Genomic DNA, 18893 nt, shown 5'->3' on the forward strand with positions numbered 1-18893 from the left:
TTTTTTTTGATGAGCACTCATCAGGATCTAGAGACAGTTTAAGTACAAATGTTTATTTTTGCTTAGTCGGGTGAACATATGAATATAAAATGTCGTTTGAGAATTCTATTCTCATCTAAAATAGACAAATTTTTAGTTAATCCACTTAATAAAGGAGTATGGATCATGAGTAAACGTTTTGAATCAAAAGTTGTTTTAATCACTGGAGCAGGCTCAGGTCTTGGACAATCAGCTGCAATTGAAATCGCAAAAGAGGGTGCCAAGCTTTCTCTCGTTGACCTTAATCAACCTGCACTTGAAGAGATCAAGAAATTGATTCTTGAAGTTGCACCTGAGGCAGAAGTTCTTCTTCTTACTGCTGATGTGTCTGATGAGCAAGCTGTTCAAAAATATGTAGATGATACGATTCAAAAGTTTGGTCGCATCGATGGCTTCTACAACAATGCAGGTATCGAAGGTACTCAGGCTCCTACAGTCGAATATAACAGTAAAGTGTTTGACAAAGTCATTGACATTAACCTTAAAGGTGTCTTTTATGGCATGAAATACGTTCTTCCTGTATGAAAGAGCAACAATCCGGTTCCGTTGTCAATGTCGCCTCTGTTGGCGGGATTCGCGGAGTTCTGAATCAGGCAGCGTATGTCGCAAGTAAACACGTTGTATCGGGTATGACGAAAAATGCAGCAATCGAGTACGCACAATATAACCTGAGCATCAATGCTATCGCTCCAGGGGCGATTATGACTGCAATGGTTGTCGGTTCCCTTAAACAAATTGGTGGCGAAGAAGGATGGGAAGAAGCCGGCAAAGAATTTGTTAGCATAAACCCTAAGAGACGTTTGGTAAACCTGAAGAAGTAGGTCGTCTTGTTGCCTTCCTGCTATCCGGCGAATCCGAATTTATTAATGGTGCTGTCATTCCAATTGAACCAGTACTAATAACTTGTTGACTCTTCTTTGGCAATGTAATGATGGAGGAAACCTACAATGAAGAATAAGAGCAGGTCATCCAAAAGATGGCTCGCTCTTTTTTGCGTAAATATCTTGAAAGTAAACGGTATTAATCTCGCCTATGACAGTTATGGCAACGAAAAGGACGAAACCATTCTACTGATTGCCGGGCTTGGAACCCGAATGATCCGTTGGACCGTTCCATAAAATGTGTCTCTGATAATGTTGTTCCCGCTATTGCATCTGGAAATCTTATAAACAGACCCGGGCTTAAGAGAAATGAACTGTAACTAGTGTGACATAGTATGATTTGAATCCGTCATTCAGTCGTATACCTAATATAAATATTTACCTCTTGCATAAAGAACATGTGTTCGGTTTATAATATATACAAACTTACGTTCTCGAATGTACAGGAGTGATTTCAGTGTGGACTAAGCAGCGAACCATCATGCTCATTGATATGCAGAGCTTTTATGCTTCAGTCGAAAAGGCAAAAATGCCCCAATACAAAAATAGACCACTCGCCGTTGCAGGCGATCCAGCAAGACGTTCTGGCATTATCCTTGCCGCTTGTCCATTAGCCAAAGCAAAGGGGGTATCTACCGCGGAACCACTCTGGAAGTCTCTTCAGAAGTGCCCTGAACTGATCATTGTAAAACCTCACATGCAAGAATACATTGAAGTTTCCACCCAAATCATGTCCATTATTGAGGAATTCACCGATCTGGTTGAGCCATACAGTATAGACGAATTATTCGCTGACTTCACAGGATCTATGCATTTATTTGGTGATGATCCAATCGATTTGGCCAAACAAATTCAAGACAAAATCTACAATGAAACAGGCGTTTACGCCAGAGCGGGCATCGGTGAAAACAAAATTATCAGTAAATTGTGCTGCGATATGATTGCTAAAAAAGCAGAAGGTGGTATTTTTCACTTAAAGAAAGAGGAGTTACATCTTCACATTGGTGATAAGCCCATCCGCGATATGTGGGGGATTGGCTCAAGAATGGAAAAACATCTATGGAAGATGGGCATCCGAACCATTAAAGACCTGGCGAATACGCCTCTTTCCAAATTAAGAAGCAAGTGGGGTGTTAATGGAGAAGTCATCTGGAGAGTTGCCAATGGACTCGACAATTCGCCGGTAACCGTCAACACACACAGTACACAAAAGGATATTGGAAACGGAATGACCCTTCCCAGAGATTTCACAGAAGCATGGGAAATCGAAGTGGTTATTCTCGATATCTGTACAGAAGTGTGCAGAAGAGCCCGTAAAAAGGGGCTGATGGGTAGTGTCATATCTGTGAGTGTATCGGGAGCAGATTTTGATCACCCAACTGGTTTTCACAGGCAGGTTAAACTGTTTGATCCTACAAACATAACCGTTGATGTGTGCAAGATAGCCAAACGCATATTCCATCAACATTGGGATGGGCAACCTGTGCGCCGTGTAGGCGTATCCCTGTCTCAATTATCCGACGCGGATACATATCAACTATCTTTCTTTGATGATCAAGAGCAAAAACGAGCCATTGATCAGGTGATGGATAACATCAAGGATCGATATGGCGACATTGCCATTCTTCGAGCGAGCTCCATTACCGCTGCGGGCCAAGCGATCGATCGAGCATCTAAAATTGGGGGGCATTACAAATGAGCAAAAAACTGGAGGCCAATGGATTGTGGGAATCGAGCCGCATGATGCTTCCACAACATAAAGAACGAATTATACAGCATCGTACTCAAATTCATTACCAAGCGAAACCTCTGATTCATGAAGATGAGTGGGAGATTATCACTCAACATATAGATATGTCCCTCAACTATACTTTACAAGCCACCTTTGAAGTGTTTCATGAGGCAGGCAATCGGTATATACACGGGATCGTCACTTCAGTCAGTGCCTTTGGAAAGAAAATCAAAATTGAAATGGATAATGGATTTGAATGGGTCGATTTTGATCAATTGGTCACTGTAAAGTTTGAAGAAGGAGGTGTACAGTGAGACAAACTTCTGAGGAACTTGCACTCGTCAAGAGGCTGGTAGAACTTCCATATCTTTTAGGTGCTCTGGAGGTAGATAAGCATAAAATATACGCTTCAAACTTTAAGATGAAATCGGTGTATATTGATTACCTGGACGGTACTCAAAAGAAAATTGCTTTAGAGATGTACAAGTCGAAACAAAGGCTAAAGAAACATCATATTAAAATCATAGATGAAAAGAGATCTGAGCTGAGTTTAACGGTAGACTATTCGGTAAGAGGTTACCTTCACAAAATGACATTATTGTGGAGCAAAGTGAAAGTGGATGTAACCTTAATGCTTACTGAACATATGAGCGTTGATATTACTGATATGCCAAGATAAACATAGAGTTAGAGCAGAATACGGTATATAACGGTATAGGGTGGATATAATACAGCTATAACCATTGTTTTCTTCTCCGGATTTGGGTAAACCGACCTTTGAAATTGAAGGGTCGGTATTTTTTGTCTCTAATTTTGAGATTGACATATTAAACCATACAAAATAAGAGAAATCACGAGGCATATACATACATACATACATATATATACATATTTATCCATATTATCGCGACTGAAAAAAGCATGTATCCTTCAGAGGAGTGGTATGAACATATCTGGATTAGCACGGCATCGTTCCGTTATCTTGACAGCCAGGCGTATTATAATACAACGTTGAATAAGAGTAGTGTGTTGGTGTCGTCTTAAGAATGTTTTCTGTGGAAGATATGGACTACAATTCACGGAAGGAAGAGGTGTATGTGACGAAACAGTTCCGTAACTGTACCATAGCGGCGGCCGAGCTGCATACCCGTTACAAGGATCGCAAGGGATGTCTGGGCATTCACGTCTCCTTGGCTGACTCGGATGAAGCCGAACCAATTCGGCGAGCCCTGATTGATGCACATGCCCAGTGGTAAATCTATATAACGTTTAGAATTGAGGGCGCTGAAGGTTAGCGCCCTCAATTCTTTTAAAGTGGGTTCTTCAGCTATCGCGGGGAACCTTATCATAATGTCTTGTCCCGAGCCAAGGACACTTTTGATTGTACGTACCCAACTAATGGTAACATTTGAATTCAAAATCAAGGAGATGCACTGACTCCCGAATTAGCGCTTTTCAACAACCGTCTTTAATTTACATTTGTAATCATTCGGTTTAAAAATAATCAAGAAATCATTAGATAGACTTAAATAAAAGTTGTTATTTTCAATTAACCAGCCATACAATGTGCAAATGTAAACTTAAATAGATATAAACATATAAAATAATGTTCATTTATCTAAAAAAAAATTTGACAAATGAAAACGAGTGGATTATTTTGTTAAGAAGGAATGCATGTTAGACATCTTTTACAATTCCATTAGAAAAGAGGGTAAGGAATGAAAGATAAATCTAGATTCACAATATGTCTTCTGATGGCAACGGGATTAGCTCTGACTTCAAACGGTATTTTTACATCTAACTCAATTGCGGCTGGTGCTGTGCTCGCTGATCAGGAAACAAATAAACAGGCAAAGGAGGAGCTTGATATTTTTGAAAGCGCATCCAAACTAAACACTAATCTGATAGGCTGGCAAGTGAAAGGAAAAGGTGGATTAGAGGATACTTCAGAAGGAATCTTGCTGACTTCGCAGCCTAAAGAAAATGTAATGGCCATCTCAGAGACGGTGTCCGATGATTTTATCTATGAAGCTGATGTCATGATCAGGGATACGAAGGCAGACGCCACATTGTTGTTTCGTTCTAATGAGGATGGCTTTAACTCGTACATGCTGCAAATCGTTCCGGACGCAGGTCTGATCCGGTTAAGAGATGCAACAAATGGAGATGGGAAATTAAAGGAGGAGCGTAAAGTTTCTGTTGAAATGGGGCAAATCTATCATCTCAAAGTGAAGGCAGTGGGTTCCTCGCTAAAAGTATATTGGGGTAATCAATATAAACCATTAATTGATGTTCAAGACATTTCGTATCAAAACGGAAAGCTTGGACTCCATGTATGGGATGGATCCGCCTTGTTTTCGAACATCGTAGTAAGTGATCTGAAAGGTAATTTGGGTACGGTGCTTTCTAGCAAGGGAAAATGGCAACCTGATATTAACGGCAAAAGAGGGACGGTAGAACAGGAGAGCAAAGCACAGCAAATCTATAATAAAAATGCGACTGATATGGTGTATGAAGGGAATATCACCCTTCGTCCTGATTCAATTGCAGCTCTCGCATTTCGATCTTCAACCGATGGAGCTGAAGGATATGAAGCTACTCTTACGAAGGAAGGAGATCAGGTCCGTGTAAGTTTGACGAATACAACAGGAACAGTAATTGCAAGTTCGCAACGTACTTATCCGAGTCAGATGGGAGCCAAACATCATGTGGAAATCAAGGCAAAGGGAGATCGAATTCAGGTCTTCCTGGACGGATACACTACGGCCGCGATTGACGTGAAAGATTCAACCTACAGGAGTGGAAGTACCGGAATCGTCGTCAAAAAGGGGACGGCTTACTTCCAGGATACTTATGTGACGGAACTGAGCCAATATTACAATGAGATATATCGTCCACAATATCATTACACGCCAATACGTGGTTCAGCGAGTGATCCGAATGGACTTGTCTACTTCGAAGGAGAATATCATCTCTTCCATCAGGATGGAGGAACATGGGCGCATGCGGTAAGTAAAGATATGCTGAACTGGAAACGGCTTCCGATTGCACTTCCCTGGAATGATCATGGTCATGTCTGGTCTGGATCGGCTGTTGCGGATATGACAAATGCATCTGGTTTATTCGGAGATTCAGGAGGCAAGGGCCTTATTGCATACTACACTTCCTTTAATCCGGATAGCCCGAATGGAAACCAGCGTATAGGTCTGGCTTACAGCAAAGACCAAGGTCGTACTTGGGAGTACTCGAAGGAACGCCCGATTGTGATCGAGAACCCAGGTAAGAGCGGAAATGAAGCTGGGAATTGGGATTTCCGCGATCCGAAAGTAATCCGTGATGATGAGAATAACCGATGGGTTATGGTTGTGTCCGGAGGAGATCATATTCGTTTCTATACGTCAACGAATTTACTTGACTGGACATTTACAGATAATTGGGGATATGGGGATTACGTCCGCGGAGGCGTATGGGAATGCCCTGATTTGTTCCAGCTTCCGGTAGACGGAACGTCACAGAAGAAGTGGGTTATGATGATTAGTACAGGAGCGAATCCCAAAACAGGCGGATCAGATGCCGAGTATTTTATCGGTGATTTAACAGCCGATGGTAAATTCGTGAACGATAATCCGGCAGGTAAGGTGCTAAGAACAGATTTTGGTAAAGAATTTTACGCTTCGATGTCTTTCGCTAACATGCCTGATCATCGCACAGTGATGATGGCGTGGATGACGAATTGGGACTATCCGTTCGCTTTCCCAACGTCCATTTGGAAAGGTGAACTGACCATTCCTAGGGAAGTATCATTGGTAAAGACCAAAGATGGAATCCGGATGGTGCAAAGCCCAATCAAAGAATTGGAATCACTGCGTAAACCTTTGTACTCTGCTTCTAACAAGTCGGTGAGTCCTTCTTCCGGGAATCTGTTAAAAGGTATTATTTCAGGTGCTTACGAAATTGAAGCTGAAATTGAAATCCCTGAAGCCAGCACAGTGACCGAGTTTGGCTTTAACATTCGTGAGGGTGCAAATCAGAAGACGGTCGTGGGTTATAAGGCAAGTGATAGTCGTATGTTTGTGGACCGAACTGCATCTGGTGAAACGGATTTTTCTAACCTTTTCAGTAAGAAACATGAAGCGCCTGCGCAAATGGAGAATAATCGGATCAAGATGCGTATTCTTGTGGATGAGTCATCTGTTGAAGCCTTTGGTAACGACGGCAAAGTCGTCTTTTCAGATGTTATATTTCCGGATCCTGCTAGTAGAGCGATGAGTTTTTACGTGAAAGGTGGGAATGTAAACGTTGTTTCCTTGAAAGTACATCAACTTCAATCTGTCTGGAATGAGGACATTCCTTCAAAAGCTCAAATAAAGATGGATACGAGAGTTCGGGAACTGGGGGTAGGAGAGTCGGATACACTGCAGGCGATGGTCGAGTATGGGCCAGGTCTAGGCGTTCAACCGCTGAAGTGGAATTCCAGTAATAACGAAGTAATAGCCATAGAGTTGGCAGACAATTCACATGCAGTTATTAAGGCGAAAAAAGAAGGAGAGTCCACAGTCACTGTATCTACTCCGAATGGTAAAACTTCCACTAGTGTGCTCGTTAAAGTCTCAGGTGGCGAGTTCCGGACAAACCTGAGTGGATGGACTAAAGATCTGTCCGCTGCTTCATGGTTAGTTAGTGAACATGGGATTCGTGGTAAATATTTTAGCGATGCGAATTATATTGCCAAAGAAAAGGCTGGGAATTTTACGTATGAAGTAGACATGATGCTTGGTGAAACAGGAGGGGCAGGTTCTATTTTGTTCAGGGCTAGCGAAGATGGTCGCAGTGGTTATTATCTGAATCTGGACCCTAACATGAAGGCAATCCGTCTGTTCTATAAAACCAATGGAGGATTTGAAGAACGGCAGGTTCTTTCAAAAGTACCCACTTTCATTCAGCCAGGTCAAACGTATAAGGTGAAAATAGAAGCGAAGGGTCCGCATATTGTCGTTCACGTGGACAGTCAAAAAGTCATAGATATCATGGATGGCACTTTTGCAGAAGGCCACTTCGGACTGAATGTATTTGGCGGCTCCGCATCCTATCAGAACGTCAATGTCAGCAACGGTGAACCTGCAAATATCACCAAGTCCAGTCTTGTAAATGCCGCAACACAAAAATCCATTTATACAGTGAACCTTGTCAACGGGGAGCCGGTTACCTTGCAAGATGCAAGTGCAGCTTCCGTCCAGAAGTGGGTATTTGTTCCGACAGGCGACGAAGCAGGTTCGTATTCGATTCGTACTACGGCCGGTCAGACGCTTGATCTGGATATAGGGCAAAACAAACTTCAGCTGTATCATTACTTGGGGTACAACAACCAGCGTTGGGTCCTTCACGAGAACAAAGACGGATCAGTTCATATTACTTCAGCTCATCATCAAAAAGCATTAGAAGTATCGGAAGATGGGACCGAACTCTTCCTAAGTGAACTAAATCCATCACTTGATCGACAAAAATGGATATTAAAAAAATAATCAAAATTTATCCATGATGGCGTATCTCATAGATATTCCATTTAAGTGATCTTATAAAATGCCGCTATTAATGCAGGGGACAAGAACATGGTACCAATGACGATTAGAAAGGTTATCTGTTTCATTAAGATAAATAGATTAAAGTCGAAGAGGGACTGCATTTTGCACTCCCTCTTCTTTGTGATTTTACAATTAGGAAGATATAATCTACTAGTTTTAGCCTAGTTTTTGCGAACCTTTGAACCACACGGATTTGATTGACAAGGTATCTGAAATATTCGACCACTAAACCATTTCCATTTTAATCCAAGGATAGTAAAATCGGTTGTACCACCACTAGTATGAATGCCGGTGCAGATAGGGATTGGAGATGGCAGTATAGAAAGGAGGCGCTCAGGTGTTCATCATTCGAAGTCCTTTAATATTAGCCTTGTTGATGATGTGTCTGATGTCAGGCTTGACTGCTTGTTCTGAGTCAGAGCAATCGGAAGATAAGGGTGCTTCGACAAAGGCTGAGTTCACGGAGCAGATACAGAGCCTTAATCTGAATCTGGAAGAACCGGCATGGAAGCTGGATACCACCCCCGTGAATCTAACGTGGTTCGTTGGAGCCGAATGGTACGGGCACACTTGGGGTGAGAACCTGACTTCCAAATATGTCACCCAAAAAACAGGAGTCAATATCGAATTTGAAGTATCAACGGGGGAACCAAGCGTGATGTTATCACGGATGTTGACGACTGGTAGTCTGCCGGATTTGATAACCATCGGCTCCTGGGAGAGTGCGGTTAACAAACTTCGAGAGAGTAATCTCATCTATGCCCTGGATGAGCTAGCTAACCAGTATGATCCTTACCTTTACAAGGTAGCAGGTGATGGTGCTCTACAATGGTATCGACAGGAAGACGGCCATACCTATGTCATCCCCAATGATGCGTACAGTCCCGAACAGATGCGTTCAACCGGCTTGACGGGAGCGAACCAAACCTTTCTCGTACGTAAAGATCTGTATGAGTCGATGGGCAAACCGGACCTTACCACACCGAAAGGTTTTCTAAATGCATTGCAATTGCTAAAGAATCAATATTCTGTTTATAAAGGTCAGCTCATCAGTCCATTTTGGGCACAGGGGAATGCATCCTATGGGATGACCGATTATTTGCAAAATCTCCTTGCAATCCCCCATGAACAGAACGGTAAAGTATATGACCGAATGACAGATCCCGATTATATCGAGTGGCTGAAAACATTTCGTATCGCTTACGAGCAGGGCCTGATTAATGTTGATTTTCTGGTCGACTCCAGTGCACAGGTGCAGGATAAAACCAACCATGCCCAATATTTTATGATGATTCGGGAATGGACAGACATATCGGACCTCAATTCGAAATTGGAAGTCCTTACGAATCAGAATTCATACTATACTGCTGTAGATGGACCCCGGAGCAGCAGGGGAGAATCCGCCAAACTGTTCCCCGGCAGCATGGATGGATGGATGGTGACGATGATTAGCAGATCCACGGAAAACCCTGAACGAGCCATCCGATTTTTGACCTATCTGGCCAGCGAAGAAGGCCAAAGGGATTTATTTTTGGGCAAAGAAGGTGAAACCTGGGCGATGAAGAACGGTAAACCGCAGTTGACGGCGGCAATGGTCCAGTTGCATGAAACGGATCGGGAGCGGCTGGGAAAGGAATATGGCATTATGGATACCTACTGGATGCTGCGAAACCCTTCTTTCGTTAACAAGTGGAGACCAGAGAATGCCCCATCCATTAAGCAAATGGAGGATTTCGCCAACCAACAGGCCGATCTGGACAGCGGCATCTATAAAGGACTAGATCCTGTAGGAGATTCCGATATAGCGTTAGCCTGGTCACGTATTTCTCAGAATTGGGAAGAAGTACTGCCAGAACTGATTACAGCGAAGGATGAAGCTGCCTTTGACAAAATTTTCGAAAATTTTCTGATACGTCGTGTGAACTACGGCTTTAACCAGGTGATGGAATATCGCCAGGCTGAACTGGAACTGCGAAAAGCCAAGATAGCCATTCCCTAATACATTGTTACCTACGTGATAACTAGTAATATACGGTATAACAAAGGTGGTGAATACATCAGAATGAAATACCTGCTGACGAGATTGAGGAAGCTTTATCGCAATGCCCGTATATCCCAAAAGCTGTTTCTGGCCTTTAGCCTGATGATTGCCATACCTGTTATTTTGATATCCTTTGTGTATATCCGCATGCAAGAAACCCAGCTATATAAGGACGCTATGGCGACAGGCAACAGCCACGTTACATGGCTGAATGAACAATTACGCAGAAGAATGGATACGATTGAGAACGCTTCCAATACAGCCCTCACTCAAAAGTCATTTGTGGATTTTATTCATTCCAATATGATTGTGGATGGACTGCGTCTGGTGAAGTTTAAGCAAAACCAGTTTGAGCAAATGCTCAATATCATTCAAAGCAATGCGATGATCAGTGAGCTTAGCTTTTACGTCGATAACCCAAACTTGTATGAAATCTGGCCTGAAATCTATCATTATAAGAAATTTTGGCCGCAGAATTATTGGGTAAAGCTTCGGGACGAAGGTGGTGCGTCTTACCGTTTATTTTCTTTTAGGGATGGTGAACACACATTATCCTACTATCGTCTGGTTCGTCTTCAAGGGCAGGAACAAAAACGCCCTAGTATTATGGAAGTGCGAGTCCCGCACAGCATGTTTTTCAGCGACCTGCTCCAGGAGAGCGAGGGGGACTTCTTTTCGGTGTTGATGAACGCGAGCGATCCTCCCCAGTATGTTTACAATTCCCAACATGAGTTTTCTGAGAAGTACGGGCATGGGATGGCGGAGATCCTTGGCAGTATTCATCGCCAGCTGGATATATTGCCGCAGGAAAGTCCGCTTCAAGTTAAGGTGGGAGATCACAGCTTCTATGCATTGTATCGATACATCGCTCCGTTGAACACTTATGTGGTTGATATTGCTTCCCATCAGGCATTGATGAAGGGGCCCCGCAGTTGGTATGCATTTGTGGTAACGATCACATTAGGTGTATTGCTGCTGATTATGCTACTCGTATCCCAAACAACGCGGCGTATTTTCCGGCGGTTGGACATCGTACTGGGTTCCATGCGTCAGGTACGGAAAGGCGAGCTGGATGCAATGATTGATACAGGCCTTGATGAGAACGAAAGAGGGGATGAAATCGATGAAGTGGCGGTGAATTACAATAAAATGTTACATGAGGTCAAACGTCTAATGACACAGGTCGTGGATAAACAGTTAATTGCCAAAAACGCACAGTTGCACTCCCTTCATTCACAGATTAATTCTCATTTTTTATATAACGCCCTGGAATCGATCCGTATGGTGGCAGAGGTACAGAGGCAGCCTGCTATAGCCAATTCATTGGTGTCGTTGGGCTCCCAGTTACGTTACAGCATGCAGTGGCGTAGTGATACCGTTGCTCTTCGTGAGGAGCTTGCCAATATCCAAAGTTATATTGAATTTATCAACTTTATGGAAGGTGGCAGTATCGTTATGACCACCGATCTTCCTCAGGAGATCCTTCGCTACACCATTCCCAAGATGTGTATGCAGCCCATCGTTGAAAATGTAGTTCATCACGGGGCACCTTCAGGCGGCAGGGTAACTGTAGAGATTACCTACTCTGTGGAGAATGACAGTCTGCTTTTGATTAACATAAGAGATGATGGAGAGGGGTTAGAGCCTGAGATGTTACACCGTCTTCAGGCAATACTGCGGAGCGAATCGGATACACCCATGGTTACTAGCAGGAGCGGACTTGGTTTGGAAAACGTGAATAAGCGGTTGCAGCTTCATTATGGCAAGAATTGTGGTCTTTGGATTGATAGTGTGCAAGGTGCATATACCTGCGTAACGATACGTTTGCCTTGGGAAAATGTAAATCTTGGAGGGTGGTAGAACATGATTAATATCCTGATTGTGGACGATCAAAAACACATTCGTGACGGCCTGCAGGCCATGCTGCATCAATTTCCTCTGGAGCTGAGCAACATATACTGTGCCGCGAGCGGGCTTGAGGCGCTGTGCCTATTGCGGCAGCATTGCATTCACATTGTTATTACCGATATTATGATGCCGGATATGGATGGGTTGGCACTCATGGCTCAAACCAAAGAAGAATACATGGATGTGGAATACCTCATTATCAGCGGTTATCGTGATTTTACATATGCCCAAAAAGCTATCGGGCTTGGGGCAAAGGGCTACTTGCTCAAACCTTTGAAGCGAGAGGATCTGCAACATTCCCTGGAGCATGTATGGCAAGAGATCCAGACACGGCAGGCACTTACGCATAATATGCAGCGTGTATCCATTCTCGCCCAAGAGACCGATCGAAAAGAATTACGAATGTTTATGCAAGGTGCGTTAAGTGATGACGGCTGGATTCTTCAGATTGAGGAACAGAATGATGCGTTATGGCGTAATTATCGTCTAGCCCTGCTGCGGGAAGAAGTTTGCATGAACCAGCCCGGGGCCAGCAGCGCCCATAGTATGGAAGCCATTGCTTATCGTGTGTTTGGCAGACAAGGTTGTATTTGCCTGCAACATCGCCCATACCTGATCCTTGCGGTGGATGCGTCCATAGATCCAAGTGTTTTGCCTGCAGCGCTCAAGGAAGGAAAGATCGATGCCATAACGGCCATGACTAACCCGATTCAGGGTTTAGAAGAACTACCCGACAGCTATACCCAAGTGCTTGAGCTTTATCGCCACAGTTACCTTTTTCCTGATCAGTACAGTATCTTCCCAGCACATATTGAGCATATGGAACAGCAGTGGCAACTTCCCTATGAAGACTTATATGAACTGTTCCAGTCGGTTGGAACAGATAACAGTGGAACAATTACTCAGGGTATTTCTGCAATATTTCACAAAAAGGTTCTTCAACGCTATCCTATACGCTATACCCAACAGCTCTGCGCCGCCACCGTTCAGATGATGGAGGAATACGAACGAGTTATCCGCCCTTATATGGGGGAAGAAGTGCTGGACCTTGAATCCTTGCGTAATCTCTTTGATTATCAAGGGATGCGTGATTATATACAAGCACTGCAAAAACAGCTGCTTCGGCTGAACCAGTTATATTATGACTATAAGTGCAGCTATCGCAATTCGCAGGATCTAAATGAAGCCATTCGTTATATACACGAGAGTTACCACAAACCGTTGGACCTAGCGATGGTATCCAATCATGTATCGCTTAATTATGCTTATTTTTCAAATCTGTTTAAGAAGAATATTGGTAAAGGTTTTGCTGAATACCTACGAGATGTGCGTCTGGATAAAGCCCGCAAGCTTCTCGTCGAAACCGATCATAAAATTGTTGAGGTGGCTGCTATGGTTGGCTATGAAAGCTACAAAAGCTTTACCCGCGCGTTCCGACTTGTGATGCAGATCCAACCCACAGAGTACCGACAGATGATGCGGCAGAAGGCAGATTGAGCTAAAAGCCAAAAAAATGGGATACCACAAAAACAATTGTACCTTTTCAGCAGATTAACCTATTCGATAGAATAAAGACACTCCCATCTGTAAGCGTTTTCCTTAATGCGCATGGATTGGGAGAAGCTATTATTCTATTAAAGGAGGGCAATTATGAAACCATCTCACTTTACGGCAAAACGGTTTATGAATAAGGGACTCGGTATGTTCCTTGTGGTTGTGATGCTGGCTAGTATTGGCATACTGCCAGCTTCAAAGGTTCAGGCAGCGGGAACTACTGTAACCTCAATGGAGTACTTCTCACCAGCAGACGGGCCTGTTATTTCAAAATCAGGGGTTGGCAAGGCCAGCTACGGATTTGTTATGCCGAAGTTCAATGGAGGCTCCGCGACATGGAATGATGTTTACAGTGATGTAGGCGTTAATGTAAAAGTGGGCAACAACTGGGTTGATATCGACCAGGCAGGCGGTTATATCTATAACCAAAACTGGGGGCACTGGAGCGATGGCGGCTTCAATGGCTATTGGTTCACCCTCTCCGCAACAACCGAGATTCAACTGTACTCCAAAGCAAATGGTGTTAAGCTGGAGTATCAACTTGTATTCCAAAACATCAACAAAACAACCATCACAGCGATGAATGCGACACAAGGTCCACAAATCACAGCAAGTTTCACAGGCGGTGCAGGCTTTACATATCCAACGTTCAACAATAATCCTGCGGTCACTTATGAAGCTGTTGCGGATGATTTGAAGGTGTATGTCAAACCTGTAAACAGCAACACCTGGATTGATATTGACAATAACGCAGCCAGCGGCTGGATCTACGATCAAAATTTTGGCCAATTCACGGATGGCGGCGGTGGGTACTGGTTTAACGTAACGGAGTCGATCAATGTCAAATTGGAATCAAAGTCTTCTTCGGCTAATCTGGTTTATACGATTACGTTTAATGAACCTACAAGAAATTCATATGTTATTACGCCATACGAAGGAACAACTTTCACAGCAGATGCAAATGGGTCCATCGGGGTTCCGCTTCCGAAAATTGATGGAGGGGCGCCAATCGCCAAGGAACTGGGTAATTTTGTATACCAAATTAACATCAATGGGCAGTGGGTTGATTTGAGTAACTCCAGCCAGAGCAAATTTGTATACTCCGGTAATGGGTATAACAATATGTCCGATGCCAACCAGTGGGGTTACTGGGCCGATTATGTCTATGGTCTTTGGTTCCAGCCAATCCAAGAAAATATGCAGATCCGTATTGGATATCCGCTGAATGGACAGGTGGGTGGCAATATTGGCAACAACTTCGTCAACTATACCTTCATCGGTAATCCAAATGCTCCGCGTCCGGATGTATCCGATCAAGAGGATATCTCCATCGGAACACCAACCGACCCGGCAATCGCGGGCATGAATCTCATTTGGCAGGATGAATTCAACGGAACTACGCTGGATACAAGTAAATGGAACTATGAAACAGGATATTATCTCAATAACGATCCCGGTACTTGGGGATGGGGAAATGCAGAACTGCAGCACTACACAAACAGCACCCAGAATGTATATGTACAGGACGGGAAGCTGAATATCAAAGCCATGAACGACAGCAAATCTTTCCCGCAGGATCCAAATCGGTATGCGCAGTATTCTTCAGGAAAGATTAACACCAAGGATAAACTATCCTTGAAATACGGCAGAGTCGATTTTCGTGCCAAGCTTCCTACAGGTGATGGTGTATGGCCAGCACTGTGGATGCTTCCACAAGATTCGGTATACGGGACTTGGGCTGCATCAGGAGAAATTGATGTTATGGAAGCGAGAGGCCGTCTGCCTGGATCAGTAAGCGGTACCATACACTTTGGTGGACAATGGCCCGGGAATCAGTATTCCGGCGGTGATTATCACTTCCCGGCGGGGCAAACTTTTGCCAATGATTATCATGTATACTCAGTAGTCTGGGAAGAGGACAACATTAAATGGTATGTGGACGGCAAGTTTTTCTATAAAGTCACTAACGAGCAGTGGTATTCCGCAGCTGCACCGAATAATCCGAATGCACCTTTCGATGAGCCGTTCTACCTTATTATGAACTTGGCAATCGGCGGAAACTTTGACGGCGGCCGCACTCCGAACGCCTCCGATATCCCGGCGACGATGCAAGTCGATTATGTACGCGTGTATAAAGAACAGTAATTTGTGAATTCGGATACAGCGAATGAAGATCAGATCTCATACTCTAAAATAGGCTTACGACCGATTCCCGATATTTCTACTTGGGAATCGGTCGTACTGGTTAACTGAATACGATGAGTCAGGTGACCATCTATACTTTTGCGCTAAGTGACAACAAGTGTTTTAGATTGTCATCAATAAATTGATTATCGGCATTGTTGATTCCACGACCGGCAAAATGGCCCCAGATCGATTGGATTGGTTTCAAGACAGCATTAGGTATACGCTTAGCTTCGTATTCATTATCGTCCGCTGTGCAGAAGAGATCTGTGCTTCCCGGCATGATACAGGCAAGAGCTTTTATGCTCCGAAGTGCTTTATTAAAGTCTCCGTTATAGGAGGGGTTTGCACTGATATCTGCATGTTGTCCTGTCCATAACATGGCCAGAACATTATGCGGATCCATATTCATAAAGCTATTTTCCCAGACACCAGCTACAAAATCCTCCAATGTGTCAAATCCCATTTCACGGTAAAGCTCTTCTCTATAAAACGCATGTGATAGTCCCCATCCCGCATACACCCGACCAACGGCACGCATGTCTGTCGAACTTAGTTGGTTTAATTTACTTGAGTCGAAGCCGACTGCAGATAGCAGTGAAGCTTTCACGCCTTCCAGGACCACAAATGTGTGAGGCCAAGGTTTGGCGATGCCTCCGAAAGGTGCGATTCGTTCAACCATCTCCGGGTAACTTGCCCCCCATTGAAATGCCTGAATGCCGCCCATCGACCACCCGACGACGAGAGCAATCTTTTGAATACCGAATTTTTCGGTCAGCAGTTGGTGCTGGAATCGAACGTTGTCATAGATGGTTACCTGTGGAAAGTTAGCCCGATCGAATGGAGGAGGCGTGTTACTGGGAGAGGAAGAGAGTCCATTGCCCAGCAAGTTGGGAACGATAATAAAATATTTCTCTGGATCCAGTGCCATCCCGCTGCCAATGAGCCATTCATTCTGAACATGCTGATCTCCAAAAGCCGTTGGATAGACAATAACATTATCTTTCTGTTCATTTAATTTTCCGTATGTTTTATAAGCGAGATAAGCGTTTGGTAACGTCACTCCTGATTGTAAGAGTACATCACCCAAGTTAAAAATTTCATAATCCATCGTATAATTGCTCCCTTCAAAATGAAAACCACATGTTAACTGTGATTTCTTGTGCTCAGTATAGCGCTATGATACTCTCAATAAAAGTGAATAAAATTCATAATAGTATTCAATAAAATTGAAAGATGAAGGAGGATCATCGGATGGAATTGCGTCAACTGAATACGTTTTGTACGGTTGCAACAACATTGAATTTCACGCGGGCAGCAGAAGTGCTGAGTTACGTTCCTTCCAACGTCACGATGCAAATTAAAGCATTGGAAGATGAGCTAGGTGTTCGCCTCTTTGATCGGTTGGGCAAGCAACTCGCGCTAACAACTGCGGGTAAACGCTTTTTAACTCACGCTCAAGGCGTTCTTGAAAAAATGGACGAAGCTCGCAGTGCTGTCCATGATAATGAAAAACTAAGTGGCACCTTAACGATAAGTGCGAATGAGGTTATTTGCTCCTACCGGCTTCCACCTGTCTTCCAACGGTTTCGTTCGCAGCATCCGGGAGTTCGCCTAATTTTCCGCTCAGTTCCGAACCAAGAACTCAAGCAAACGCTCTTTGAGGGAACCACGGATATTGTTTATATGTTGGATGAACCCATTCGCTCGAGTGGACTTTCCGTGGAACCTTTGCTGGAAGAACATTTCCGATTGTTAGCTGCTCCAGATCACCCACTCGCCAAACGAACTGTGCTGCAATTGGAAGATTTTCATGATGAAGTGTTCCTGACAAATGAGAAGGGTTGTCCATATCGAACGATGTTTGATCGTTCATTTGAGAAAGAGGGCATTGATAACATTACATATTTAGAGTTTCAAAGTGCTGAAGCTATTAAACAATGTGCAATTTCAGGAATCGGTATTGCCTTTCTTCCTGAGATCGTCGCGGAATCTGAAGTTGAACGTGGAGAACTTGTTGTCCTCCCCTGGCAAATTCCGGACTTGCAGGTATATACACAGATGTTGTGGCATAAAGACAAGTGGCTTTCACCAATCATGTTATCTTTTATAGAAGCAACCAGAGAAGTTTTTGGTTCACAGAATGAGAATAAAACCAAATAGCTTATGTATGAGACATCAAACTGTGGAGCACAGTAAAACACTGTTGAAAGTGGGTAGACAATATATGATTCCATTAGTATACGACCAGATTAACCATTGGGGAAAAGATGATGAATTTTTCCTTGCATTGTTAAAAAGATTACAAGTAGCATCTATAGCTGACCTGGGCTGTGGAACAGGAAGATGGACCACTCATCTTGTTCAGTGCGGTTATAAAATTACCGCTATAGATCCCAATGAAGAGGCTATTGAAATGGCCCGAAGTAAAGATAATTCTGGAAATGTGGATTGGATTATAGGTGATAGTGCGGATTTACAAACCAATACCTATGATGCGGTAATTATGACAGCGAATGTTGCGCAGGTATTTCTTACAGATGACAGTTGGAAGCGAGTAATCTCAGACGTATTCCGATCCCTAAAAATCGGGGGTCACTTTATTTTTGATACAAGAAACCCTTTGGTAAAAGTATGGGAAGAATGGGAGAAGGACAACACTCCTGACTTAGCTAAAGATAGACTAAGCGGAGATCCTTTAGAAATTTATACAGAATATGAAGGGTTTGAGGGAGATATTTACACTTTCTATGAAATTGTAAAAAATACTAAAACAGACAAAGTATTAGTTCATGAAAAAATGCAGCTGAGGTTTCGAAATCAAGCAGAATTCAATGAGTCGCTGAAACAAATCGGTTTTTCAAAAATTAAAACATATGGTGATTGGGAATTTAAACAAGCAAATTCTGAGAATAGATCGTTTATTTTTCATTGTGTAAAATAGCAGTTAGTAAAAAATGTCGAGGGACAAG

Annotated in this window: 13 protein-coding genes and 1 pseudogene; 13 read left to right on the top strand and 1 reads right to left on the bottom strand. The window is 43.4% G+C overall.

What is annotated here, in order from left to right:
* Positions 1-165: 165 nt before the first annotated feature.
* The 11 genes and pseudogenes from PAHA3_RS10515 to PAHA3_RS10560 all read left to right on the top strand — a co-directional run bounded on the left by PAHA3_RS10515 (position 166) and on the right by PAHA3_RS10560 (position 15882).
* Positions 166-860 (top strand): annotated as a pseudogene (locus tag PAHA3_RS10515) (SDR family NAD(P)-dependent oxidoreductase).
* 126 nt (positions 861-986) lie between these two features.
* Positions 987-1157: a hypothetical protein gene (locus tag PAHA3_RS30425; protein ID WP_167350829.1), complete on the top strand. Its 171-nt coding sequence runs from the start codon at positions 987-989 to the stop codon at positions 1155-1157.
* Between the two features lie 244 nt (positions 1158-1401).
* Complete coding sequence (locus tag PAHA3_RS10520) at positions 1402-2619, top strand: DNA polymerase IV (protein WP_062836056.1); 1218 nt, start codon at positions 1402-1404, stop codon at positions 2617-2619.
* Positions 2616-2966 (top strand): YolD-like family protein, encoded by a 351-nt coding sequence (locus tag PAHA3_RS10525; RefSeq protein WP_062834691.1) that lies wholly within the window; start codon positions 2616-2618, stop codon positions 2964-2966. The genes PAHA3_RS10520 and PAHA3_RS10525 overlap by 4 nt, the downstream gene beginning before the upstream one ends.
* Positions 2963-3331: a hypothetical protein gene (locus PAHA3_RS10530; protein WP_062834692.1), complete on the top strand. Its 369-nt coding sequence runs from the start codon at positions 2963-2965 to the stop codon at positions 3329-3331. The genes PAHA3_RS10525 and PAHA3_RS10530 overlap by 4 nt, the downstream gene beginning before the upstream one ends.
* 367 nt (positions 3332-3698) lie before the next feature.
* Positions 3699-3908, top strand: a complete 210-nt coding sequence (locus PAHA3_RS30865; RefSeq protein ID WP_062834693.1) for a hypothetical protein — start codon at positions 3699-3701, stop codon at positions 3906-3908.
* Between the two features lie 462 nt (positions 3909-4370).
* On the top strand, positions 4371-8174 hold the full coding sequence (locus PAHA3_RS10540; protein ID WP_062834694.1) for a GH32 C-terminal domain-containing protein: 3804 nt from the start codon (positions 4371-4373) through the stop codon (positions 8172-8174).
* Between the two features lie 397 nt (positions 8175-8571).
* The gene (locus PAHA3_RS10545) at positions 8572-10233 is read left to right on the top strand and encodes an extracellular solute-binding protein (protein ID WP_062834695.1); all 1662 of its coding nucleotides are present in this window, start codon (positions 8572-8574) and stop codon (positions 10231-10233) included.
* Between the two features lie 84 nt (positions 10234-10317).
* Positions 10318-12135 carry a sensor histidine kinase gene (locus PAHA3_RS10550; protein WP_167350873.1) on the top strand — a complete coding sequence of 606 codons (1818 nt, stop codon included), beginning with the start codon at positions 10318-10320 and terminating at the stop codon, positions 12133-12135.
* 3 nt (positions 12136-12138) lie between these two features.
* A complete protein-coding gene (locus PAHA3_RS10555) occupies positions 12139-13680 on the top strand; it encodes a response regulator (protein WP_062834697.1) in 1542 nt (513 codons plus the stop codon).
* A gap of 153 nt (positions 13681-13833) precedes the next feature.
* On the top strand, positions 13834-15882 hold the full coding sequence (locus PAHA3_RS10560) for a glycoside hydrolase family 16 protein (RefSeq protein ID WP_062834698.1): 2049 nt from the start codon (positions 13834-13836) through the stop codon (positions 15880-15882).
* Positions 15883-16012: 130 nt separating this feature from the next.
* Here the strand turns inward: PAHA3_RS10560 and PAHA3_RS10565 are convergent, their stop codons facing one another.
* On the bottom strand, positions 16013-17032 hold the full coding sequence (locus PAHA3_RS10565) for an alpha/beta fold hydrolase (RefSeq protein WP_062834699.1): 1020 nt from the start codon (positions 17030-17032) through the stop codon (positions 16013-16015).
* A gap of 143 nt (positions 17033-17175) precedes the next feature.
* Here PAHA3_RS10565 and PAHA3_RS10570 point away from each other — a divergent pair, with 143 nt between their 5' ends.
* The gene (locus PAHA3_RS10570) at positions 17176-18084 is read left to right on the top strand and encodes a LysR family transcriptional regulator (protein ID WP_062834700.1); all 909 of its coding nucleotides are present in this window, start codon (positions 17176-17178) and stop codon (positions 18082-18084) included.
* 7 nt (positions 18085-18091) lie between these two features.
* Positions 18092-18865, top strand: coding sequence for a class I SAM-dependent methyltransferase (locus tag PAHA3_RS10575; RefSeq protein WP_235599414.1), 774 nt, complete (start codon positions 18092-18094; stop codon positions 18863-18865).
* The last annotated feature ends 28 nt before the right edge of the window (positions 18866-18893 follow it).

Source organism: Paenibacillus amylolyticus, from assembly GCF_001570725.1.
GTDB lineage: Bacteria > Bacillota > Bacilli > Paenibacillales > Paenibacillaceae > Paenibacillus > Paenibacillus amylolyticus_A.